At 72.1% G+C, this 21284-nt stretch carries 25 protein-coding genes; 19 read left to right on the top strand and 6 right to left on the bottom strand.

Annotated elements, in window-relative coordinates; translation table 11 throughout:
• Positions 1-29 precede the first annotated feature (29 nt).
• The 9 genes from ACWENQ_RS35320 (at position 30) to ACWENQ_RS35280 (ending at position 5445) form a co-directional block, all read left to right on the top strand.
• Entirely contained in the window at positions 30-542 is a 513-nt protein-coding gene (locus tag ACWENQ_RS35320; RefSeq protein WP_354914188.1) for a sigma-70 family RNA polymerase sigma factor, read from the top strand.
• Positions 539-1357, top strand: coding sequence for an anti-sigma factor family protein (locus ACWENQ_RS35315; RefSeq protein WP_452418078.1), 819 nt, complete (start codon positions 539-541; stop codon positions 1355-1357). The genes ACWENQ_RS35320 and ACWENQ_RS35315 overlap by 4 nt, the downstream gene beginning before the upstream one ends.
• 36 nt (positions 1358-1393) lie before the next feature.
• Positions 1394-1816, top strand: coding sequence for a thioredoxin family protein (locus ACWENQ_RS35310; RefSeq protein WP_449914499.1), 423 nt, complete (start codon positions 1394-1396; stop codon positions 1814-1816).
• Between the two features lie 175 nt (positions 1817-1991).
• Positions 1992-2393 carry a DUF4395 domain-containing protein gene (locus ACWENQ_RS35305; protein ID WP_452418076.1) on the top strand — a complete coding sequence of 134 codons (402 nt, stop codon included), beginning with the start codon at positions 1992-1994 and terminating at the stop codon, positions 2391-2393.
• On the top strand, positions 2390-3229 hold the full coding sequence (locus ACWENQ_RS35300; protein ID WP_449914494.1) for a sulfurtransferase: 840 nt from the start codon (positions 2390-2392) through the stop codon (positions 3227-3229). The genes ACWENQ_RS35305 and ACWENQ_RS35300 overlap by 4 nt, the downstream gene beginning before the upstream one ends.
• Positions 3229-3534: a DUF1416 domain-containing protein gene (locus ACWENQ_RS35295; protein ID WP_449914491.1), complete on the top strand. Its 306-nt coding sequence runs from the start codon at positions 3229-3231 to the stop codon at positions 3532-3534. The genes ACWENQ_RS35300 and ACWENQ_RS35295 overlap by 1 nt, the downstream gene beginning before the upstream one ends.
• Before the next feature lie 95 nt (positions 3535-3629).
• The gene (locus ACWENQ_RS35290) at positions 3630-4184 is read left to right on the top strand and encodes an RNA polymerase sigma factor (protein WP_354914112.1); all 555 of its coding nucleotides are present in this window, start codon (positions 3630-3632) and stop codon (positions 4182-4184) included.
• Positions 4181-4939 carry a methylated-DNA--[protein]-cysteine S-methyltransferase gene (locus ACWENQ_RS35285; RefSeq protein WP_449914488.1) on the top strand — a complete coding sequence of 253 codons (759 nt, stop codon included), beginning with the start codon at positions 4181-4183 and terminating at the stop codon, positions 4937-4939. The genes ACWENQ_RS35290 and ACWENQ_RS35285 overlap by 4 nt, the downstream gene beginning before the upstream one ends.
• Entirely contained in the window at positions 4936-5445 is a 510-nt protein-coding gene (locus ACWENQ_RS35280; RefSeq protein ID WP_449914486.1) for a hypothetical protein, read from the top strand. The genes ACWENQ_RS35285 and ACWENQ_RS35280 overlap by 4 nt, the downstream gene beginning before the upstream one ends.
• A 51-nt stretch (positions 5446-5496) precedes the next feature.
• On the opposite strand, the gene ACWENQ_RS35275 is transcribed toward ACWENQ_RS35280, so the two are convergent.
• Entirely contained in the window at positions 5497-6039 is a 543-nt protein-coding gene (locus tag ACWENQ_RS35275) for a helix-turn-helix domain-containing protein (protein ID WP_452418075.1), read from the bottom strand.
• A 36-nt stretch (positions 6040-6075) separates the two neighbouring features.
• Here ACWENQ_RS35275 and ACWENQ_RS35270 point away from each other — a divergent pair, with 36 nt between their 5' ends.
• Positions 6076-7251: a benzoate/H(+) symporter BenE family transporter gene (locus ACWENQ_RS35270; protein WP_452418074.1), complete on the top strand. Its 1176-nt coding sequence runs from the start codon at positions 6076-6078 to the stop codon at positions 7249-7251.
• On the opposite strand, the gene ACWENQ_RS35265 is transcribed toward ACWENQ_RS35270, so the two are convergent.
• Positions 7206-7565, bottom strand: coding sequence for a tetratricopeptide repeat protein (locus ACWENQ_RS35265; RefSeq protein WP_354914104.1), 360 nt, complete (start codon positions 7563-7565; stop codon positions 7206-7208). The genes ACWENQ_RS35270 and ACWENQ_RS35265 overlap by 46 nt on opposite strands.
• Positions 7566-7635: 70 nt before the next feature.
• Between ACWENQ_RS35265 and ACWENQ_RS35260 the strand changes: the two genes are divergently transcribed.
• Positions 7636-8949 carry a hypothetical protein gene (locus ACWENQ_RS35260; protein ID WP_452418072.1) on the top strand — a complete coding sequence of 438 codons (1314 nt, stop codon included), beginning with the start codon at positions 7636-7638 and terminating at the stop codon, positions 8947-8949.
• Here the strand turns inward: ACWENQ_RS35260 and ACWENQ_RS35255 are convergent.
• From ACWENQ_RS35255 to ACWENQ_RS35245, 3 genes are read right to left on the bottom strand one after another with little or no spacing between them, the layout of a single operon-like run.
• The gene (locus ACWENQ_RS35255; RefSeq protein WP_449914473.1) at positions 8939-9868 is read right to left on the bottom strand and encodes a hypothetical protein; all 930 of its coding nucleotides are present in this window, start codon (positions 9866-9868) and stop codon (positions 8939-8941) included. The two genes, ACWENQ_RS35260 and ACWENQ_RS35255, sit on opposite strands and share 11 nt — an antisense overlap.
• Entirely contained in the window at positions 9865-10515 is a 651-nt protein-coding gene (locus ACWENQ_RS35250) for a hypothetical protein (protein WP_449914471.1), read from the bottom strand. The genes ACWENQ_RS35255 and ACWENQ_RS35250 overlap by 4 nt, the downstream gene beginning before the upstream one ends.
• Positions 10512-11135, bottom strand: coding sequence for a hypothetical protein (locus ACWENQ_RS35245; protein ID WP_449914468.1), 624 nt, complete (start codon positions 11133-11135; stop codon positions 10512-10514). Before ACWENQ_RS35245 ends, ACWENQ_RS35250 begins: the two co-directional genes overlap by 4 nt.
• Positions 11136-11280: 145 nt before the next feature.
• On the opposite strand from ACWENQ_RS35245, the gene ACWENQ_RS35240 reads away from it, so the two are divergent.
• From ACWENQ_RS35240 to ACWENQ_RS35225, 4 genes are all read left to right on the top strand, one after another.
• On the top strand, positions 11281-13212 hold the full coding sequence (locus ACWENQ_RS35240; protein ID WP_452418070.1) for a hypothetical protein: 1932 nt from the start codon (positions 11281-11283) through the stop codon (positions 13210-13212).
• A 146-nt stretch (positions 13213-13358) separates the two neighbouring features.
• On the top strand, positions 13359-16226 hold the full coding sequence (locus tag ACWENQ_RS35235) for an ATP-binding protein (RefSeq protein WP_449914462.1): 2868 nt from the start codon (positions 13359-13361) through the stop codon (positions 16224-16226).
• 102 nt (positions 16227-16328) lie between these two features.
• Positions 16329-17558 carry a MurT ligase domain-containing protein gene (locus ACWENQ_RS35230; RefSeq protein WP_449914459.1) on the top strand — a complete coding sequence of 410 codons (1230 nt, stop codon included), beginning with the start codon at positions 16329-16331 and terminating at the stop codon, positions 17556-17558.
• A complete protein-coding gene (locus ACWENQ_RS35225; RefSeq protein WP_449914456.1) occupies positions 17548-18264 on the top strand; it encodes a type 1 glutamine amidotransferase in 717 nt (238 codons plus the stop codon). The genes ACWENQ_RS35230 and ACWENQ_RS35225 overlap by 11 nt, the downstream gene beginning before the upstream one ends.
• A 22-nt stretch (positions 18265-18286) precedes the next feature.
• Here ACWENQ_RS35225 and ACWENQ_RS35220 read toward each other — a convergent pair whose 3' ends face one another.
• A complete protein-coding gene (locus ACWENQ_RS35220; RefSeq protein ID WP_449914454.1) occupies positions 18287-18649 on the bottom strand; it encodes a DsrE family protein in 363 nt (120 codons plus the stop codon).
• Positions 18650-18741: 92 nt separating this feature from the next.
• On the opposite strand from ACWENQ_RS35220, the gene ACWENQ_RS35215 reads away from it, so the two are divergent.
• The 4 genes from ACWENQ_RS35215 to ygfZ all read left to right on the top strand — a co-directional run bounded on the left by ACWENQ_RS35215 (position 18742) and on the right by ygfZ (position 21218).
• Complete coding sequence (locus ACWENQ_RS35215) at positions 18742-19230, top strand: FABP family protein (protein ID WP_354914087.1); 489 nt, start codon at positions 18742-18744, stop codon at positions 19228-19230.
• A complete protein-coding gene (locus tag ACWENQ_RS35210) occupies positions 19227-19523 on the top strand; it encodes a DUF2470 domain-containing protein (protein WP_449914449.1) in 297 nt (98 codons plus the stop codon). The genes ACWENQ_RS35215 and ACWENQ_RS35210 overlap by 4 nt, the downstream gene beginning before the upstream one ends.
• Positions 19524-19855: 332 nt before the next feature.
• Positions 19856-20275, top strand: coding sequence for a Fur family transcriptional regulator (locus ACWENQ_RS35205; RefSeq protein ID WP_449914448.1), 420 nt, complete (start codon positions 19856-19858; stop codon positions 20273-20275).
• Between the two features lie 4 nt (positions 20276-20279).
• Positions 20280-21218 carry a CAF17-like 4Fe-4S cluster assembly/insertion protein YgfZ gene (ygfZ, locus tag ACWENQ_RS35200; protein ID WP_452418068.1) on the top strand — a complete coding sequence of 313 codons (939 nt, stop codon included), beginning with the start codon at positions 20280-20282 and terminating at the stop codon, positions 21216-21218.
• Positions 21219-21284: the final 66 nt, after the last annotated feature.

The raw sequence follows: 21284 nt of genomic DNA, 5'->3' as shown, positions 1-21284 counted from the left end.
CGGTACGGCGCGCCGTACGTGATGAGGGGGTGAGCCCAGCAGGCACAGCCGACGAGGAACTCGTGAGAACCCTCTTCGACGAGCACGCGGGGCCGCTCTACGGTTACGTACTGCGACTGACCGGGGACCCTGGCCGAGCGGAGGATGTCGTGCAGGAGACGCTGCTGCGGGCATGGCGGCATCCTGAGGCGGTCTCGGGGCGTCCGATCAGGGCGTGGCTGTTCACAGTGGCTCGCAACCTCGTCGTCGACCAGCACCGCGCGAGAAAGGCCAGACCCCAGGAGACAGGGGACGAGGCGCTCGCCGTCATCCCCGCCGACGACGAGCTCGAGAAGGCCGTCGAGTCGTGGGCGGTGGCGGAGGCGCTGGCCGCGCTGCGGCCGGAGCACCGTGACGTGCTGCTGGAGGTCTACTATCGGGGGCGATCGGTGAAGGAGGCGGCGGAGACGCTGGGCATCCCGGCCGGCACCGTGAAGTCGCGGACCTACTACGCGCTGCGGGCGCTGAAGCTCGCCCTGGAAGAGCGGGGGCTGGCGCCGTGACGTGCGAGGAGGTACGGCTGTCGCTCGGCGCCTACACGCTCGGGGCGCTCGACCCCGAGGAGGCGCTGGAGGTCGAGGTCCACCTGGCCTCGTGCGAGGGGTGCACCGACGAGCTGATGGAGCTCGAGGGGGTCTCCTCGTTCCTGGCGAAGGTGTCGGAGCAGGATGTGGTGCTGGTGGCGAGCCCTCCTCGTGAGGTGCTCGACCGGCTGCTGAACGACCGGGTGAAGCGGCACCGGCGGACCCGGCTGTTGCTGGCCGTCGCGGCCTCGGTCGCGGTGCTCGCGGTGGGTGGCACGGTCTGGACCGGGATCCAGCAGCGCGCGTCGCAGTCCACGGCGGCGGCGCCCGCGACCACGCAGGCCGACATGGGGCAGGGCGCCGCGCCCGAGCACGCCGGGGAGGCCACGAAGGCGCCCAAGGCGAACACCCCCGAGCAGCCCATGATCGCCCAGGACCTCCCGCGGGCCGACACCAGAGCCGCGCCCTCGGAGTCCCCGTCGGCCGCGCTCAAGTCCCAGGGGACGGCCTTCCAGGGGAGCAGGAACGGGGTCAGCGCCACGGTCACCGTGACGCCGGGCATGCCCCTCCAGGTGCAGGTCAGCGGCGTTCCCGCGGACACCGAGTGCACGCTGGTCGTGGTGCGCAAGAGCGGCGGGCGCGAGGTCACCGGGTCGTGGAAGGTCACGGCGAACCGCTACGAGGAGGGCTCGGAGGTCTACCACGTGGAGAGCCGCACGCCGCTGGCGGCCATCCGCGCCTTCGAGATCAGGGACGCCGCCGACCGGGTCCTGGTCACGGTCGACGCCAAGTAGGGAAGAATCCCGGCCCTGCGCCGGTTGCACCAGGCGATGGCAGGCTGGTGGGTGGCGTTGGCGACGCTGGCGCTGGGCACGGTGATCGGGGTGGTGAAGCTGCGCCGCGACGGACGCATGCGCGACGCGGGCCGGACGCTCACGGCCGACGCGCTCGGCGCCGAGCTGGGCGAGCGCGCGACCCTGGTGCAGTTCTCCACGGCGTTCTGCCAGCCGTGCCGGGCGACGCGCCGGGTGCTGGCCGACGTGAGCGGCCTGGTGCCGGGGGTCAGGCACGTGGAGATCGACGCCGAGTCACGGCTCGACCTCGTGCGCCGGCTCGACATCATGCGCACGCCGACCGTCCTGGTGCTCGACGGGGCGGGCAACGTCGTGAAGAGGGCCTCAGGCCAGCCCAGGAAGGCGGACGTCATCGCGGTCCTGGGCACGATCGTGTCTCAGGAGCCGGACGAGATGTGACAGACGGCGAGACGACAGGTAGTGTCATCGCCATGAACCCCACGACAGAGCTGCTGACGAAGCGGCGCGCGGTTGATTTCTGCCGCGTGACCACCGCGCTCTGTCGCGCTGCCTGAGGACGGTCTCGCGCGGACATCTGATCCGCCCCCTTCCGACCCTTCAGGAGCATCCCTCGATGCGTGCCGACCCTCGAGTGCTGCGTCTCGGCGCGGCTGTCACCACAATCGTCCTCGCTCTCGTCCTGCTGACGGGAAGCGGCTGGCTGCTGGCCGTCCAGGCGGTGGTGTTCGCGTTCGGTGTGGCCGGTCGCTCGCCGTACAAGATGCTCTTCAGGAGTCCTCCGTCGGCGACGGAGGACGCCCGCCCGCCGCGGTTCGCGCAGGCGGTCGGCCTGACCTTCGCGGTCGCGGGGCTGGTCGGATTCGTCACCGGGATCACGCCGATCGCCCTCGGGGCGACGGCGGCGGCTCTCCTCGCCGCCTTCCTCAACGCAGCCTTCGGTCTCTGCCTCGGCTGCGAGATGTACCTGATGATTCGCCGTCTACTGCCCGCCGCCACAATGGAGGTTCACACATGAGCCGCTCCGCCGCCCTGGTGGATGCTGACTGGGTCGAGGCCAACCTCGACACCCCGGGTGTCGTGATCGTCGAGGTCGACGAGGACACCAGCGCCTACGACAAGGGCCACATCCGTAACGCCGTCAAGATCGACTGGAAGGCCGACCTGCAGGACCCCGTCCGCCGTGACTTCGTCGACAAGGCCGGCTTCGAGGCGCTGCTGTCGGAGCGCGGCATCTCGAACGACGACCTCGTGGTGCTCTACGGGGGTAACAACAACTGGTTCGCGTCGTACGCGTACTGGTACTTCAAGCTCTACGGCCACTCCAACGTCAAGCTGCTGGACGGCGGCCGCAAGAAGTGGGAGCTGGACTCGCGCGAGCTGGTGACCGACGCTCCCCAGCGGGCGAAGACCGGCTACGTGGCGCAGGAGCAGGACGCGGCGATCCGCGCCTTCCGCGACGACGTGGTGGCGGCCATCGGCAAGCTCAACCTGGTCGACGTGCGCTCGCCCGACGAGTTCACCGGCAAGCTGCTGGCCCCTGCGCACCTTCCGCAGGAGCAGGCGCAGCGGGCGGGGCACGTGCCGACGGCGCGCAACATCCCGTGGTCGAAGGCGGCCAACGACGACGGCACGTTCAAGTCCGACGAGGAGTTGAAGAACCTCTACGCGGGCGCGGGTGTCGACTTCGGCAAGGACACCATCGCCTACTGCCGGATCGGGGAGCGCTCGGCGCACACGTGGTTCGTGCTGCACGAGATCCTCGACCAGGCCAACGTGAAGAACTACGACGGTTCGTGGACCGAGTACGGCTCGCTCGTGGGCGTGCCGATCGAGCTGGGGGAGGCCCGCTAATGACTGTTTCGACTCAGGGATGCGGCGCTCCGGAGCAGACCATCGCGCTGCCGGCCGGGATCGACCTGTCGACCCAGGCCGTCATCCAGGGCGTGGTGACCGGCGCCGGCACCGCCTACGCGCGCCTGCTCGACCACTCGGGCGAGTTCACCGGCGAGGTCGTGGTGTCCGACGAGGGCGTCTTCCGCTTCTTCGCCGCTCCGGGTGACTGGACCGTCCGCATCATCGCCGGTGGCGGCATCACCCGCGACGTGGCCGTCCAGGCCAAGCTCGGCGAGGTCGCCCAGCTCGCCGTTGCGGTCTGACCGATCCGACACATCAGAAGGGGTCGCGTCCCACGGGACGCGGCCCCTTCTCGTCTTCCCGCAACGGACTCGGGCGCGTCGGTGTTATAGAGGACGTGAACCAACTCGACTGCCTGGACCCGGTCAGGAAGGCGCTGGTCGACGACCTCGACGGAGGCTTCGCCGAGCTGTACGAGACCTACCGGGGTCTGGTGTTCTCCACGGCCCTGCGGCTGAGCGGACGCTGGGCCGACGCCGAGGACCTGACCGCGGAGGCGTTCCTCCGCGCGTACCGGGCGGTGGCGGGCTATGATCGCGCGCGCATCGCAGCGCTGCAGCCGCGTCCGTGGCTGATGACGATCCTCATGAACGTGTGGCGCAACTGCGTCCGCTCCAGGGTTCGCCAGCCGCCGCCCGACCTGCTGGAGGAGCCGGTGGACACGGCGGACACCGGCGAGGACGTGGAGGCGGCGGCAGAGCGGCGGGAGACCGGCGGCGAGCTCGCCGACCTGCTGCGCCGGCTGCCGGAGGACCAGCGGGCCGCCGTGGTGCTCAGGCATGTGGTGGATCTGCCCGTCAGCGAGGTGGCCACGGTGCTCGGCCTCCCGCAGGGCACCGTCAAGTCGCACGTGTCGCGGGGGCTCAAGCGTCTGAGGGAGATGGCCAGATGAACCAGGATCCGTTGCTCGCCGGGCTCGCCGCACTGTCCACCGACGCGCCCGCCGGGCTGCTCGACCGGATCGCCGCCCGCTGGGTGCGCGTGTCCAGCCCGCTCGGCGAGGTGTCGGTCGCCAGCACCGACCACGGAATCGCCTTCCTGCGCCGGCACGAGGACCCCGACGAGGGGGACGGCTTCGCCGCGGAGTTCAGGGCCCGCTTCGGCAGGCCGCTGCTGCCGGGCGACCGCCCGCCCGCCGGCCTGCTGCCCGCCCTGCGCACGGGGAAGGCCACGGGGGTCCGGCTCGACCTGCGGGAGCTGAGCGACTTCCAGCGGGCCGTGCTGACCACCGCCCAGCGCATCCCGCGAGGGGAGGTGCGGCCCTACGGGTGGATCGCCCGCCAGATCGGCAGTCCGGGCGCCGTGCGCGCGGTCGGCACCGCGCTCGCCCGCAACCCGGTGCCGCTGCTGGTGCCGTGCCACCGGGTGATCAGGTCGGACGGCGTGACCGGCGACTACGTCTTCGGCGGCGCCGCCAAGGAGCGGCTGCTGCGGGAGGAGGGCGTCGACCTCGACGGGCTGCGCACGCTGGCCGGGGAGAACGTCTTCTACCTGGCCAGCGACACCACGGGCATCGTGTGCTTCCCCACCTGCCACAACGCCCGGCGCATCACGCCGCGGCACCGGCACGGCTTCCGCAGCGTGGCGCAGGCGGAGGCGGAGGGCTATCGCGCGTGCCGGACCTGCCGGCCGGGGGTGGCGGCGTGAACGCGTTCACGGAGTGGCGGCGCGCGCACGTGCGCGGCGCGGCGGCGCCGGCGGGAGGCGGCGGCGCGCAGGCGGAGCTGACCGCGGTGTTGCGGCTGGTGAGCCAGCAGCATCCGCTGCTGGTCAACGTGGGCCACGGACGTTCGGCGGCCTGCGCGGACCGGGCACGCGCGTTCGTGGCGGCGTGGGAGGCGGTGGGCGGGCACATCGGGGCGGTGGTCTCGTGGCCTGAGGAGGCGGCGTCGTGGCTGCGTCCGGCCTGCCGGCTGGTGGCGGGCCATCCCGACCTGTGGGTGGTGGCCGACGAGCCGGAGGGCTGGAAGGGCATGGGCAGGCGGCTGGTGGCGACGGGCGTGTGGCGGCCGAGCAGGACCATCGCCTTCGCGGGGCTGGCCGTACCCGATCTGCCCGGCGTGGCGGGGCCGGAGGCCACGGAGGGGCTGCGCGGCGCCCGCGCCGACGGAGGTCTCTGGCTGGTGCGCGACGGTCAGCTGGTGGCCGGGTAGCCGAGCGGCGGGCTCGCGGCGGTCAGCCGGTAGGGCGGTGGCCGAGTGGGGTCAGCCGGTGGCCGGGTAGCGGATGAGCAGGGAGGCGTGGACCGGCTCGGTGCCCACGGCTGCGTAGCCGTGCGGGACGTCCGACCGCCAGCTCAGGTAGCCGCCGGGGCCCGCCACCAGCGGCGCGTCCAGGGGGCCCGCGCTGAGCGTGCCGGAGAAGACGGTGATGTGCTCGCTCACGCCTTCGTGGTGGGCGGGTGAGGTCTGGGTGGCGCCCGGCGGCACCCGCATCCGGTACAGCTCGTAGGTCACGCCCGCGTCGTCGAACACCTGCAGCAACGTGGCCTCGACCGCCGTGCCGCGCACCTGGACCGGGGTGGCGGGGGCGTCGTCGAGGACGGCCGCGATGGGCACGCCGAGCTGGGCCGTGACGGCCCACAGCGTGTCGAGGGTGGGATTGCGGACGCCCGTCTCCAGGCCGGACAGCGTGGCCTTGCCCACGCCGGCCCTTCTGGCCAGCTCCGACAGCGAGATCCCGCGCTCCTGCCGGAGCCGCCGCACCTTCCTGCCGACCTCGCGCGGGTCGCCGCTCACGGCTGTCATGAGGCCATCTTGCCCGACCCCTGTAGTGTTCCGTATATGGAACGGACGCAACCCATCGTCGCCGGAGTGGTGACCGCGCTGGTCGGCTTCGCCAGCTCCTTCACCGTCGTCCTCGCCGGATTACGCGCCGTCGGAGCCGACGAACGGCAGGCCGCCTCAGGGCTGATGGCCCTGTGCGTCGCCGTCGGCGTCGTGTCGATCGCGCTGGGCCTGCGGCACCGGATGCCCATCACCATCGCGTGGTCCACTCCCGGCGCCGCGCTCCTGCTGACCGCGGGCGGGTCGTTCGCCGAAGCGGTGGGCGCGTTCGTCGTCTGCGGGCTGCTCGTCATGGCGGCGGGGCTGGTGCCGTGGCTGGGTCGCGCCATCGCGGCGATCCCCGGTCCGATCGCCGCCGCCATGCTCGCGGGGGTGCTGCTCAAGCTGTGCCTCGCGCCGGTGCAGGCCATGCTCGACGTGCCGTACCTCGCCGGGCCGGTGATCCTGGTCTGGGCGCTGCTCTACCGCTTCGCCCGCACCTGGGCGGTGCCGGGGGCGCTGGCCGCCGCGGCGGCGGTCATCGCGGTCACCAACCCTCCCGGACAGCTCAGCCTGGTGCCCGTGGTCGAGTTCACCGCGCCCGTCTTCAGCGTCTCGGCGGTGGCGGGCATCGGCGTGCCGCTGTTCCTGGTCACGATGGCCGCCCAGAACATCCCCGGCATGGCCGTCCTTTCCGGGTACGGCTACCGCCCGCCGCTGCGCGGCGTGCTGCTGGCGACGGGGGCGGCCTCGGCGCTCGGCGCGCCCTTCGGCGGGCACGCCGTCAACCTGGCCGCCATCACCGCCGCGCTGGCCGCCTCGCCCGAGGCGGCGCCCGACCCCGCCCGCCGGTGGATCGCCTCGGTCACCGCCGGCGCCTCCATGATCGGCCTCGGCCTGCTGTCCAGCGCGGCCGCCGCCCTGGTCCTGCTGTCACCGCCCGTCCTGGTGACCGCGGTGGCCGGGCTCGCCCTGTTCGGCGCGCTCGGCTCCGCGCTCTCCTCCGCCTTCACCGAGGCCCACGGCAGGGAGGGCGCGGTCGTCACCTTCGCGGTCACCGCCTCGGGCGTGAGCTGGCTGGGTGTCGGCTCGGCCTTCTGGGGCCTGGTGGCGGGCGGGCTCATGCACCTGCTGCTGTTCCGGCGGCCTCAGGCCGCCAGCTTGCGCTCCACCCTGCCGACCGACTCCAGGTAGTCGGGGTCGGCGTGCATGGCCGCGGCCATGCGCAGGTGCGGCAGCGCCTCCTCGAGCCGGCTGGCGCGCTCCAGCGTCCTGCCGAGGAGGAAACGGGCGTAGTGGTCGCTGGGGTCGCGCTCCAGCAGCCCGTCGAGGGCCTGCTCCGCCCTGCGCAGCTGGGCGGAGTGGTAGTAGGCGCGGGCGGTCAGCAACTGCAGGCCGTGGTCGTCGCCGTGCTCGTCGAGCAGCGGCTCCAGCATCATGAGGGCGCCCAGGGGGTCTCGCATCCCCAGCAGGCGCTCGGCGAAGCGGTAGCGCTCGATCTCGTTCATGGTGTGATTGAACACTCAACTACATGCATCGCATTCCCGGTGTTAACCCTGTGACGCTACGATTCACCAGATGTCAGGATCGTCTGGTGTGGCGGCACCACCCCGACCTGCGCCCACGCCGGCCCAGCGGATGCCGTCGCCGTTCTCGCTGCCCCTGCACGCGCTTCGCCTCGCGGGCAGGTGCGCGCTGCCCTTGATCATGTGGTTCTCGGTGGGGGAGGCCGCCCGGTTCGGCCTGCTCTACCTCGGCACCGAGATCTCCCACGGCGACTACCGCCAGGCCCGCCTGGTCGCGACCATCGCGGTGATGACGCTCGTCGTCATGCTGGCCATGGTGACGACCGCGGGCATGCTGTACAGCCTGCGCGGGGCGCTGTGGGAGACGGCGGCGCGCGGCGACGAGCCCGAGCGGTTCTTCGCCGCACTCGACCGCATCGCCCCGGCCTTCGCCGCCATCTACCTGACGTGGAACTTCGTCCGGCGTGACGCGCTCGACTTCAGCGGCCTCGACTGGCTGCACAACCTCGACGACAACTTCTATGCCCCGATCTTGACCGCGACGGCCGAGGGCAAGAAGGCCGAGACCACCGCCGGGACCGGTCTCATCGATCTCGACTGGCGTGTCTCGCTGGGCGCCATGGTCGTGGCGATGGGCCTGCGCTGGTTCTTCAACCGCATGGTGGAGCGGGGAGAGGGCAGGTCCGCGGGCGTGGCGTCGGCCATGTCGGAGTTCGCGCTGTTCTTCTTCGGCCTGAACGCGACGCTGACCCTCGCGGCGTTGCGCTCCGACTGGGTGGGACACCGGCAGGTCGTCGCGGAGTCCGGCGAGCTCTGGAAGCAGGCCAAGGAGAACGTGCCCGGCTGGGAGGCATTCTGGGGCACGGTCGGCGAGATCACGCCCTACCTGGTCGACGCCCTGATCGTGCCGCTCACCTGGCTCACCGTCGCGATCCTCGTCTTCGGCGCCTTCAGCGAGGACACCCGCTCGGCGGTGCGCGGCATCCGCCGTCTCGAAACGGGCGTCGACCGGCTGGAGCAGTCCCACGACATGACCCAGCAGTCGTTCAACCGCGTGACCGGCAGCTTCATGGAGCGCTGGGTCCCGCTGGTCAACACCTTCCGGCTGGTCATCAAGGGCGGCGCCGCGCTGTTCGGCCTCATGTGCGTGCTGTACGTGGCGCTGCGCCTGGGCGCCGACTACGCGGACAGGGGCGTGCGCACGCTCATCGGTTCGGAGACACCGTACTGGTGGCTCGTCATCAGCGAACCGATCGAGTTCGTGAAGGATCTGCTGGTGACCACGCTGACGATGTGCCTGCTGGCCGCGACGTTCGACATCGCGGCCACCAGGGCCAGGCTCAGCGGTCAGGCCGTCAACGTCTGAACCGCAGGACGTCGCGGTTGTCGTCCTCGGTCGGCTTCATGAGGTCCTCGACCGGCGTGTCCGACCGGTAGGAGCTGGGGCGCAGCTCCAGCTCCACCTCCTTGGCCACGGCGGACGGCACGACGGCGACCTTGGTGGTCACGTAGCTCTCACCCACGACGTGGTCCGCCGGTGTCCTGTCGGGCGGCAGGTCTTCCAGCCGCCACGCGCGGCCCGCGCGGTCCTTGAGCAGCACGTCCGGCTTCCCCGTCAGCTGCGCGCCGTCCTTGTCGACGGCCGTCCTGGTGACGGCGATCCTGAGCCACTGCTTGTCCGGCGTGTTGTGCCTGCTGCCGGCGGGTGCCGCCATCGTGTCGTAGTCCACCTTCCACCTGACGTGCTCGAAGGTGATCTCCTGCCCGGCCGCGACCGGGTGCACCTGGTCGTCGGGCTGGCCGTTCTTGAAGAACAGGTAGCGGTCGACGGTCGGGGCGCCGATGGCCACGGCGAGCGCGACGACCGCGCCCACACCCTGCAACAGCAGGCGGGGGCGCCTGGGCGGCTGTGCCTCTCCCGTGCCGGTGGCCGCCGGGTCCGCCGGTGGATCCGACGGAGGGCCTGCCGGGAAAGCGCCGGGCTGGGCGGGCGGCTGGGGCTGCCGATGCGGCACCGGGCCGGCGCTCGGCACGGCGGGCAGCGGCTGCGTCGAGCTTCCCGCGGGCTCGCGGGAAGGCGGAACCGGCGGCCACACCTGATGATCGGGGTGGACGGGCCGGTGCTGCTGCGGCTGGGGATACTGCTGCGGCCGCGCCTGCCGACGCCGCGGCCGTGACAGCGGCTGGGGCTGCGGGGGCTGGGGCTGCTGCGGCTGGGGTTGCTGACCGGGTTGGGGCTGCTGGGGTTGCTGCCGCCCCGAGGCGGGGGAGAACCAGTCGGTCATCGCTTGTCCCCCAGCGGGTAGACGTCCTTGGGCGCGGTGAAGAGCCGCTGGGCCGCCGCGTCGTCCAGACCGAGGTCCACCTCGGCCTCCGGCAGGTGCGGCTCGCCGTAGAGGCCGCCGTCCGGAATGGAGAACACCACCCTGGCGCCGGGCAGGGCCGCAGCGGGCACCTCGAAGACGAAGACGCCCGGCGTCCACCAGCCGGGCTGGATCCACGGGTAGGCCAGCGACTTGGTCTTCTCGATCCGGTCGGTGGCCGTGAAGCGCTTGTCCTCGGCCGTGAGCAGCTCGGCGGGGTTGAGGTGCAGCGGCTCCTTCGGCGCCGTGGCGGCCGCCTGCACGACGAGGAAGACCTGGTCCTTGCCTGCCTCGATCTTCTTCTCGCCCACCTCGATCGCGCGGGCGGAGGAGACGGCCTCGACCCTGGCCGAGAAGCGGCCGGCGTCGACGTCGTCCTTGACGGCGCCGGTGTAGGTGAGGGGGGCGCCGAGGTCCTCGTAGGTCGGCATGAGGGTCTGGAGGCCGATCGCACCGCCCGCCAGCGCGAGCCCGACGACGGCGTTGAGCACCTTGGAGCCGCCGCCCCGGCGGGCGGCGCGGCGGGACTGGCGCGCCGGCACGGAGCTGTGCTGGTCGACGGCGGTCATGAGCCCTCCGGCCGCACGGGGAGCGTGATCCGGCCCAGGACGACGGGCACCTGCTTGTCGCCCTTCTCCTCTGTCTCCGGCATCCAGCCGTAGGCAGGTGTGTACTCGCCTGTCGCGTAGTGCCGTGTGCCGACGTCGAGCGTGATCTTGTCGGGCACCTTCGCGCCCGGCTCCAGCTCGTAGCGGACCAGCACCTTCGTCGGGACTCCCGGCTGGAGCTGCTCGCTCGGCCCGCTCTGGGTGGGCACGAGCGTGATGACGCCGTACTTCGGCTTGATCTCCGGTGTGATCTTCAGCAGCGTCGACGTGAAGGACGACCCCGCGAGGGCGGTCTCGTCGCCTTCGTTGGTCACCGTCGCCTCCACTTCGAGGAAGCGCTTGGGGTCCTCGAAGGAGACGTCGGGCTGGACGACGGTGACCCTGCTCTCCACGAACCTGGTCTTGAACTGGCCCTGGTCGATGTCGGTGGCCGGCTTGAGGGCGGGCGGGTTGGGGTCGGGAGCCTCGTTCAGCCCGCCGAGAAGGGCGGTGATGCCCAGTCCGGTGGCCAGGACCAACCCCACCGCGGGCACCAGGATCGGGCGTCGTGGCCGGTCGTCCTCGGGGGAGGGTTCCGTCATGGGCAACGATGGTAATAGGTCACGCTTGCACCATCCGCCGCAATACTCCCATCTGCTGGTTGAATTGCCGGGAACCGTGCCGGAACCGGCGGCCGAACTCGTAGGCTGGGGCACTACTAACGAGATAGGGCGGCCGGAGGGTCACGTGGCGGACGTGCATCCCGAGCAGGCGCAGTTGCAGGCGGATCGCATCTACCTGGGCTGGCAGTACATGCTGCTGCACCCAGACCCGGGAGAGCCGCCCAAGCGTCCCTCGCCCGCCGAGGAGCCGCCGCGGGAGTCCACGCCCGACCCCGAGCTCGTACGCAGGGAACGGATGCAGGAGGACCTGCTCAACCGGCCCGTGAAGATCTTCCGGACGTTCATGGCCGTCCTGGCCGTCGTCATCCTGGTCGCGGCCTTAGCGGGGGCGCTGGGCTGGTCGTTCGCGATCATCGGGCTGGTGGCGACCGGCGGCGTCGCGGGCATCTGCAGCTACGCCGTCCTCCAGGGCGACAGGGCGGTCCGCTACCGGGTGCGCGAGCGGCAGGCCAGGGACGACCGGCTCCGGCAGGAACGTGACAAGGAGCTGTTCAGGGCCCAGGAGGAGCACGCCGAGCGCTACCGCGACTGGCAGGAGCTGAAGGACCGCCACGACAGGCAGCTGACCTGGTACGGCGTCGCCGTACCCGACGAGATCGACCGCGTCGACGTGGCGGGCGGCACGCTGCCCGGCTGGTCGGCGCTGGTGACGCTGCTGGGCGCGACGCGCCTCTACAGCGGCGGGCACCTGACCGTTCTCGACCTGTCCGAGGGGGCGATCGCCAAGGACCTGATCGAGCTGGCCCGCAGGGGCGGCGACGACCCGCTGGTGTGGGTGCTGCCCGTCGACCTGCCCAAGCTCGACCTGGGGGCGACGCTCAAACCCGAGGCGTTCGCCGACGTGCTGGCCCACGTGGTGAGCGTCAGCGAGGAGCACCGCACGACGCGCGACCTCAGCTTCGACAACGCGATCCTCGAGCGGGTGCTCGACGTGCTCGGCGAGCACGCCACGATCGCCCAGGTGACGGCCGCGCTGCGGGCGCTGGCCCAGGTGGGCGACCCGCGCGACGACCTCAAGTACGGGCTGATCACCGCCGAGCAGCTGGAGCGCATCGGCACGATGTTCGGGCGCGGCGTCAGCGACAGGGTGGTCATCGAGCGGGCGTGGGCGCTGGAGTCGCAGCTGCGCAAGCTCGAGACCCTCGGCACCGAGGCGGTACGGCTCCCGCCGGCCCGCCTGCGGGTGGTGAGCATGGACCGGCAGGCGGGGGTGTTCGGCAACCGCGTGTTAGGCACCTACGTGGCCACCGCGCTCACCCACATCCTGCGCCAGTCGCCCGCCTCCGACCGCCCCTGGTACCACACGATCATCGTCGCGGGCGCCGACAAGCTGCGCGGCGACGTGCTCGACCGCCTCATGGACGCCTGCGAGACCTCGCGGACGGGGCTGGTGCTGACCTACCGGTCGTTGACGCCGACCGTGCGGGAACGGCTGGGCCGAGGGCACGCGGCCGTGGCGTTCATGCGCCTGGGCAACGCCGAGGACGCCCGGGTGGCCAGCGAGCACGTCGGCACCGAGCACCGCCTGGAACTGGCCCAGCTCACCGAGACGATCAGCGCGTCGGTGGCCGGTCTCGACGGCGCCCGCTACACCTCCACGATCGACCAGGTGGAGGAGGGGGTCGAGGAGCGGGGCGAGAGCCGTACGGATCTGAAGGAGGACATCACCGAGTCCACCGAGTGGGGCAGGACCGCCGACAAGATCGGCGAGACCGAGCGCGTCCTGCAGCGCTCGCGCGAGTTCCTCGTCGAACCGCACCAGCTGCAGCAGCTGCCCACCACGTCCGTGATCGTCACCGACGCCACCGCCGACGGCCGCCGCGTACGGCTGGCCGACGCGAACCCGGCCATCCTCACCTTCCCCAGGACGACGCTCGCCGAGCTCGAGGAGGCCCGTGACGCGGTGCTCGACATGGGCGGGGCCGCCACGCCCGACGAGCCGCCGCCCAACCTGGGCCCGCCGCCGCCACGCCTCGACTGGCGGAAGAAGGGGTAAGGGGATGGTCAAGTGCCGGGTGACCTCTTGATCATCGGCGGACTTTCTCAAGGGAAACGTGTGCCGTAGACCCTCCTCCTTCTCTGTCGTCCCAAGGAACCCGCAACGGTTCCACGCACACGTTTCTCAGCCCAGGAGGTAACGACGTGCTGAGTGGTCCGTGGTATCGCATCCAGTCCATCGCCGCACCCGCCCGGGTCTCCTCGGCGGAGTCCGACTTCGTCGCCGTGCTGCCCGCCGTGCTCTCGGCCGCGCAGCAGGACCGGCCCTTCGTGATCGGCTGGGTGTCGCGCGGCGGCGGTGCCCCCCTCGAACTGGTCACCAACGCGGGCCCGCTGTCGCCGCGCGCCTCCGTCGAGCCGCTGCTGTTCCCCGGAGGGGCGCGCGGTGAGCGCCTGGCCGAGGACTATCTGGCCGATCTCGGCGACCTGGTGTGGGTGCCGTGCCCTGGACGCCAGGCGCCGCCGCTGCACAACCGGCGGGAGGCAGGCCCCGCCGAGCCGACGCTGTTCGAGTCGACGCTGGTCACGCTGATGGCCAGGCCGTTCGCCTGGCTGGTGGTCGCCGAGCCGACCGGCCTGCTCGACACCGAGGTCGCGCACCTGCGTACCCAGCTCAACGTGCTCAGGCAGTACGGCGAGGCCTCCGAGCGCTCCAGGTTCGACGTGGAGCGGGCCGAGCGCCGCATGCAGGAGCTCGACGCCTTCCGCGAGGCGGGGTTGTGGAACGTCAGGGTGCTGGCCGGCGCGGCCACCCCCGACGACCTGCGGCAGATCGCCCCCGTGCTGGTCGGCTCGGTGGAGCTGGGCCACCACCCCTACCGGCTGCGCAGCGCCCTGCCCGCCGCCTGCGCGCTGCGGGAGGCGCTCGCGGCGACCACGCAGGACACCGGCGACGGCGCGGCCGTGCCGTTCGCGGCGACGGCGGGGACGCTGGCGGCGCTCGCCGGGCTGCCCAGGCGCGAGGTGCCCGGCGTGCGCGTGCTGGACGCCGGGTACTTCGACGTGACCTCCGAGGCCACCGGCGAGCTCGACCTGGGCGCCGTCCTCGACGGGCAGGACCGGGCGGTGGGCTCGTTCGGGGTGCCGCTCGCCACGCTCAACCGGCACGCGTTCGTCACCGGCGCGACGGGCTCGGGCAAGTCGCAGACCGTGCGGCACCTGCTCGAACGGCTGAGCGCGGTGAAGATCCCCTGGCTGGCCATCGAACCGGCCAAGTCCGAGTACGCCGCCATGGCCGGACGTGTGGCCGAGCCCGTCACGGTGATCAACCCGTCGGCTCCCGACGCCGTGCCGTTCAGCGTCAACCCGCTCGAACCCGAGCCGGGCTACCCGGTTCAGGCGCACATCGACATGGTCAGGGCCCTGTTCATGGCCGCCTTCGACGCCGAGGAGCCGTTCCCGCAGATCATGTCCATGGCCCTGCAGCGCGTCTACGAGGCCAACGGCTGGGACGTCGTCACCGGCGGCGCGGTGCCGGGCTCGAAGGTGCCGCCCTCGGTCCCGACGCTCGAACAGCTCCAGCAGCACGCCATGGACGTCATCCAGGAGATCGGCTACGGGCGGGAGGTCCAGGCCGACGTCGAGGGCTTCATCTCGCTGCGGCTGCGCTCGCTGCGGGTGGGTTCGGCCGGGCGCTTCTTCGAGGGCGGGCATCCCGCCGACATCGGCGGGCTCCTGCGGCGCAACGTCGTGCTCGCCATCGAGGACGTGGCCAACGACGAGGACAAGGCGTTCCTCATGGGCACGCTGATCATCAGGATCGTCGAGCACCTGCGCATGCGCGCCCGGCACGAGAAGGCCGGCGGTCTCCGGCACGTGATCGTGATCGAGGAGGCGCACCGGTTGCTGCGCGACCGGGGCACGGGGCGGGCCGCCACCCACGCGGTGGAGCTGCTGGCGGGCATGCTCGCCGAGATCAGGGCCTACGGTTCCGGGCTGGTCGTGGCCGAGCAGATCCCCACCAAGCTCATCCCCGACGTGGTCAAGAACACCGCGCTGAAGGTCGTCCACCGGCTGCCCGCCGCCGACGACCGGGCCCTGGTCGGGGCGGCGATGAACCTCGACGACGAGCAGTCGCGCCAGGTCGTCTCCCTGCGGCCGGGCGTCGCCGCCGTCTTCGCCGACGGCATGGACCGGCCGCTGCGCATCCAGGTGCCGCTGGGCGAGGACAGGGAGCACACCGTCGCGGGGCCGCCGCCGCCCATCAGGGGCCGCAGGTCGGCGGCGTGCGGGGCGCAGTGCCGTACCGGTCAGGCGTGCACGCTGGTCGAGCTGCGGGAGGCCGACCTGCTGGCGGACGCGCCCGAATGGGCGTGGCTGCGCCTGTGGAGCGACACCGTCGTGCTCGCCTACGTCACCAACCGGCCGCTGCCGGGGGTGCCGCGCCACCTGGCGGCGGCGTGGAACGAGCTGCCCGCCAGGCGCAGGGAGTGCCTGCTGGCGACGCTGGTCGAGCGGTCCGTCACCCGGCGGGCCTGGTCGCTGCGCAGCTGGTTCGACCCCGCGCTGCTGACCGAGAAGGCGGCCGAGAGCGCCGGCCGGCTGCTCGGCGCGGTCGAGCCGGGAGGGGAGCGGCCCGGACCCTCGTGGGTCATCCCGCAGGTGCGGTGGCTGCACGAGGTCGACCGGCTCTTCCCGTACGGCAGGCCCGCACCCGACCTGCGCACCCCCGCGCCGCCGATGGAGTACGCGCTGCTCGGCGGCCCTTCGGCGGGCGAGCTGCTCGGGCATCGGGCCAAGGCGCTGCGGCACCATCCGCTGTCGATGGAGATGGACCACAACAGGGCGCTGGCCTGGCGGGTCATCCTGGGCGACGACGAGAACGCGGGGCTGCAGCGGGACATCGGCACGGTCGCGGTCGGGGTGGAGCCTGCGGCGCGGCTCAGGCACGTGGGGCAGACGATGGGCGCGGGGTGGCTGGAGGGCGTGCTGTCCTGGCCGCGCCGCTTCGTGCTGCCCTTCGACGGCGACGGGCCCGCGGAGATCGCCTTCCCCGAGCAGCCGCCCGCCTGACGTCCCCCCGTGCAGCCGCCCGCCTGACGCCCGGTCCAGGGAACGAAGGCGTCCGCCGTCCGTAGGGTGACGGCGGACGCGGTTCGACTAGGATCGGTCAGCATGACCCAGCTTCCGCTGCGGGCCCAGCTCGCGAGTGCCCTGGGGCGCACCGCCGCCACCTTGTCGAGGGTCACCGGGCGTGGTGACGGGTCCGTGATCGGCGGGCGCGTCGGCCTGGTCCTCGAGCCCGACCTGCTCAGACAGCTGGCCAGGGACCGCAAGCTCGTGCTCGTCAGCGCGACCAACGGCAAGACGACCACCACCCGTCTCATCACCTCGGCGCTGACCGAGCTGGGCGAGGTGGCCACCAACGCGTTCGGCGCCAACATGCCGGCCGGCCACGTCTCGGCGCTGTCTGCCCACAAGTCGGCGCCGTACGGCGTGCTCGAGGTGGACGAGAAGTACCTCCCCGAGGTGCTCGAGACCACCGGGGCAGGCGTCGTGTGCCTGATGAACCTCAGCCGCGACCAGATGGACCGGGCGGCCGAGATCTGGCTGCTGGCCCAGAAGTGGCGCAGGGCGCTGTCGGGCAAGCCCACCCACGTGATCGCCAACTGCGACGACCCACTGGTCACCTGGGGCGCCTCCACGGCCGCCAAGGTCACCTGGGTCGCCGGCGGCCAGCGCTGGAAGGAGGACTCCTGGAGCTGCCCCGAGTGCGGCGGTCCGCTCGACAGGAAGGGCGCCGACTGGGCGTGCCGGGAGTGCACCTTCCACCGGCCCGAGCCTCACTGGGTGCTCGACGACGACGCGGTGATCGACCCGCGCGGCCACCGCTGGGTGCTCGACCTGCAGCTGCCCGGTCTCGCCAACCGTTCCAACGGCGCGATGGCGCTCGCGGTGGCCGAGGCGTTCGGGCTGCACGTGCAGTCGGCGCTGCCCAGGCTGCGCGAGGTCACCTCGGTCGCGGGCCGCTACACCACGGTCGAGCGTGACGGCAGGGCGGCGCGGCTGCTGCTGTCGAAGAACCCGGCGGGCTGGCTGGAGGCGTTCGACGTCTCCGACCCCTCGCTGCCGATCATCCTGTCGGTCAACGCGCAGGGCCCCGACGGACGCGACACCTCCTGGCTGTGGGACGTCGACTACCGCATCCTGCGCGGCCGTCCCGTCCACGTCACCGGCGAGCGCCGTCTCGACCTGGCGCTCCGGCTCGACGTCGCCGAGGTGCCGTTCCAGCTGTACGACAGCTTCGCCCAGGCGTTCGACGCGATGCCGCCGGGGCGGCTCGACGTGATCGCCAACTACACCGCCTTCCAGCAGATCCGATCGGAGTTCGGCCGTGCCGTCTGACAGCGCCCTGCGCGTGGTCTGGATCTACCCCGACCTGCTCAGCACGTACGGTGACCAGGGCAACGTGCTCGTCCTCGAGCAGCGGGCCCGCAAGAGGGGCATGACGGTCGAGACGATCCACGTCCGCTCGTCCGACCCGGTCCCGGAGAGCGGCGACATCTACCTCATCGGCGGCGGCGAGGACCGGCCGCAGATCCTCGCGGCCCAGCGGCTGCGCAAGGACGGCGGCCTGCACCGGGCGATCGCCCGCGGCGCGGCCATGCTGGCGGTCTGTGCCGGCTACCAGATCATGGGCAGCACGTTCGGCGGCGAGGAGGGGCAGCCGGTCGACGGCATCGGGCTGCTCGACATCGCCAGCACCCGCGGCCCCGCACGGGCGGTGGGCGAGCTGGTGGCCGAGGTCGACACCTCGCTCAACCTGCCGACGCTGACCGGGTTCGAGAACCACATGGGCGTCACCCGCCTCGGCCCTGGCGTCAAGCCGCTGTCGCGGACGCTGGCCGGCACCGGCAACGGCGACGGGTTCGAGGGCTGCTTCGCCGGGCACGTCGTCGGCACCTACCTGCACGGGCCGGCGCTGGCCCGCAACCCGGCGCTGGCCGACCTGCTGCTCGGCTGGGCGACGGGCGGCTCGCTGGCGCCGATCGACGACACCTGGTACGACCGGCTGCGCAAGGAGCGGCTCGACGCGGTCATGTCGCGCTGACGGCGCGCGGGGGCGCCGGCGGTCAGTAGACGAGGGCCTGCGCGCCCTCGGCCACGGCCTCCTCGACGAACGTGGGCGCTCCCGCGATCCGCACGCCGTCGATGAGATCGTCGACGGTGATGTCGCGCCTGGCCGCGCACTGGGTGCAGACCGTGACGCGGCCCGCCGCGAGCACGGCGTCGAGCAGGTCCTCCAGCGGGGCGGCGTGCGGCAGGCTGAACTCCTTGGCCCTGCCGGGAAGGGCGAACCAGGACGCCTCGCCCGTCAGCCACAGCGAGACGGGGACACCGCTCGCCAGCGCGGCGGCCGCGACCGTGAAGGCCTGGTTGCATCGCTCGGGGGCGTCGGCTCCCGCGGTGACCTTGATGACCAGTGATCGTGCCATGAGGGTCAGCCTAGACCGAAGCGCCCCGGACGTCCGCACCCGGTACGCCGGCGCAGGCGGGACACCCCGTGGACGGCCTAGGCTTGCGAGACATGGAAGAACCTGAAGTGCATCCCGACCTCGAGCCCATCGCCTGGCTGCTCGGCAGGTGGGAGGGCGCGGGAGTCGGCGGCTACCCGACGATCGAGAGCTTCAACTTCGGCCAGGAGATCGAGTTCGGCCACAACGGCAAGCCGTTCCTGACCTACGTCAGCCGTACGTGGCTGCTGGACGAGTCGGGCGGGAAGGTGCGCCCGCTGGCCACCGAGACCGGCTACTGGCGCCAGCAGCCCGACCGCCAGCTGGAGGTGCTGCTCTCCCACCCGACGGGCATCGTCGAGATCTACGTCGGCGAGGTCGTGTTCCACAAGATCGAGCTGCGCACCGACGTGGTCGCCCGCACCGCGACCGCGAAGGAGTACACCGCGGGGCACCGCCTCTACGGCCTGGTCAACGGCAACCTCATGTGGGCCTACGACATGGCCGCCGAGGGGGTCGCGCTGACCTCTCACATGTCGGCCGAGCTGAAGAAGGTGGCATGAGCGGCCCTTTCACCCCTGACGTCGTCGAGGCGATCAAGCGGCACATGAACGACGACCACGCCGCCGACGGCCTGCTGATCGTGCGGGCGCTCGGCGGGCGTCCGGCGGCGACGACGGCGACGACCAGTGACGTGGACGCCGAGGCGATCGAGTTCACGATCGACGGCGGCGAGCGGGTGCGGGTGCCGTGGGGTGAGACGCTGACCGAGCGCCCCCAGGTACGGCTCGCGGTGGTCAGGCTCTACAACGAGGCGTGCGCCAGGATGGGCGTCCAGCCGCGCGGCGAGCACTGACGCGTTCGCGGAGGACGACGGCTCGCGGGCCCGGACATGGGAAAGGGCCCCGAGCCTTCTCCGCCTGCGGTCAGGCGGGCCGGATGGACCACAGGCAGGGCCGCACCCTGCCGTCCGGCTGCTCGGAGCCCCGGTGGCTGCCTCGGATTCGCCTTCGCGTCGCGAGACCTCCAGACCTGGTCCGGATGGTTCCGCGTCGCTAGCGGACAGCCACCTCGCTAGCCCAACTATGAATCACCATTGTTTGGACCACCTCCTTTCCGCGTGCCTTCAAGTTATGCGGCGGCTTCGGTAACGGGCAAGCGATTATCCGGCGGCCGTAGACTCGGGACATGACCGAGACCGCATGGCACGAGGAGCTCCGGGCCAAGGGCTACCGCGTGACTCCGCAACGTCAGCTGGTCCTCGAGGCGGTCAAGGCGCTCGAGCACGGCACGCCCGAGGAGATCTGCGCGAAGGTCCGGCAGACGGCTCGCGGGGTCAACATCTCCACCGTCTACCGCACCCTCGAACTGCTCGAAGAGCTCGGCATGGTCACCCACACCCATCTCAACCACGGCGCCCCGACCTACCACCTGGCTACCGAGGCCGACCACTTCCACCTGGTGTGCAGGGTCTGCGGCGAGGTCAGCGAGGTCCGCCTGGAGCTGACCGACGGCCTGGTCAAGGGGCTCGACCACGAGATGGGGTTCGAGACCGACATCCGGCACCTGACCGTCTTCGGCCGGTGCCGCACCTGCCGGGTAGCCTGACGGCATGCGTAGCCCTCTGCTGGATCTCCCCGGCGCCGTCGCGGCCGAGGCCCCCGACGCCGACGTGGCCGCCCACTACGGTGACCTGTTCGCCGAGCAGCGCGCGCTGCTGAAGGGCGAGGCGGTCGTCGACCGCAGCAACCGTGAGATCGTGCGGATCGCCGGTGCCGACCGGCTGAAATGGCTCAACGACCTCACCTCGCAGAAGCTCGACACCCTGCAGCCGGGCATGTGGACCCAGACGCTGCTCCTCGACCTGCAGGGAAGGGTGGAGCAGCACCTGACGCTCGTCGACGACGGCGCGGCCGTGCTCGCCCACGTGGAGCCCGGCGCGTCGGCCGCGTTGATCGACTATCTCGACCGCATGCGGTTCATGCTCAGGGTCGAGGTGTCGCTCGCCGACGAGCTGGCCGTCCTGTCGACCGCCGACGAGGACGTCCTCGTTCCGCGCGCCGAGCTCGGCGACCATCTGGGCAGGCCGCTGGCCGGGCTGTGGGCCTACGAGGCGCTGCGCATCGAGCGGCACCGGCCGCGGCTCGGGCTCGACACCGACCACAAGACGATCCCGCACGAGGTGGGCTGGATCGGCGCGGCCGTCCACCTGACCAAGGGCTGCTACCGCGGGCAGGAGACGGTCGCCCGCGTCCACAACCTGGGGCATCCGCCGCGCCGCCTGGTGTTCCTGCACCTCGACGGCAGCGTCGACACCCTGCCGCCGCACGGCGCGCCGGTGGTGCTCGACGGGCAGGACGTGGGCTTCGTCGGGTCCTCGGCCCGCCACCACGAGCTGGGGCCGATCGCGCTGGCCCTGGTCAAGCGGACGGTGCCGGTCGACGCGCCGCTGCTGGCCGGCGGCGTCGCGGCCGGCCAGGAGGTCGTCGTGCCGCCGGACGCGGGCCGCAACGTGTCGATCGACCCGGCGCTCCGCCGCCGCATCCGCTGACCGCCCGTCCTGTCCGGTACGGCGCGCCGTGCCCGGCCCTCCCGGTCCGGCACGGGCGGGCCGCAC

It is taken from the genome of Nonomuraea sp. NPDC004354 (assembly GCF_053602555.1).
The sequence above is the reverse complement of the archived record's forward strand: the minus strand, read 5'-3'. Positions and strand labels throughout refer to the sequence as shown.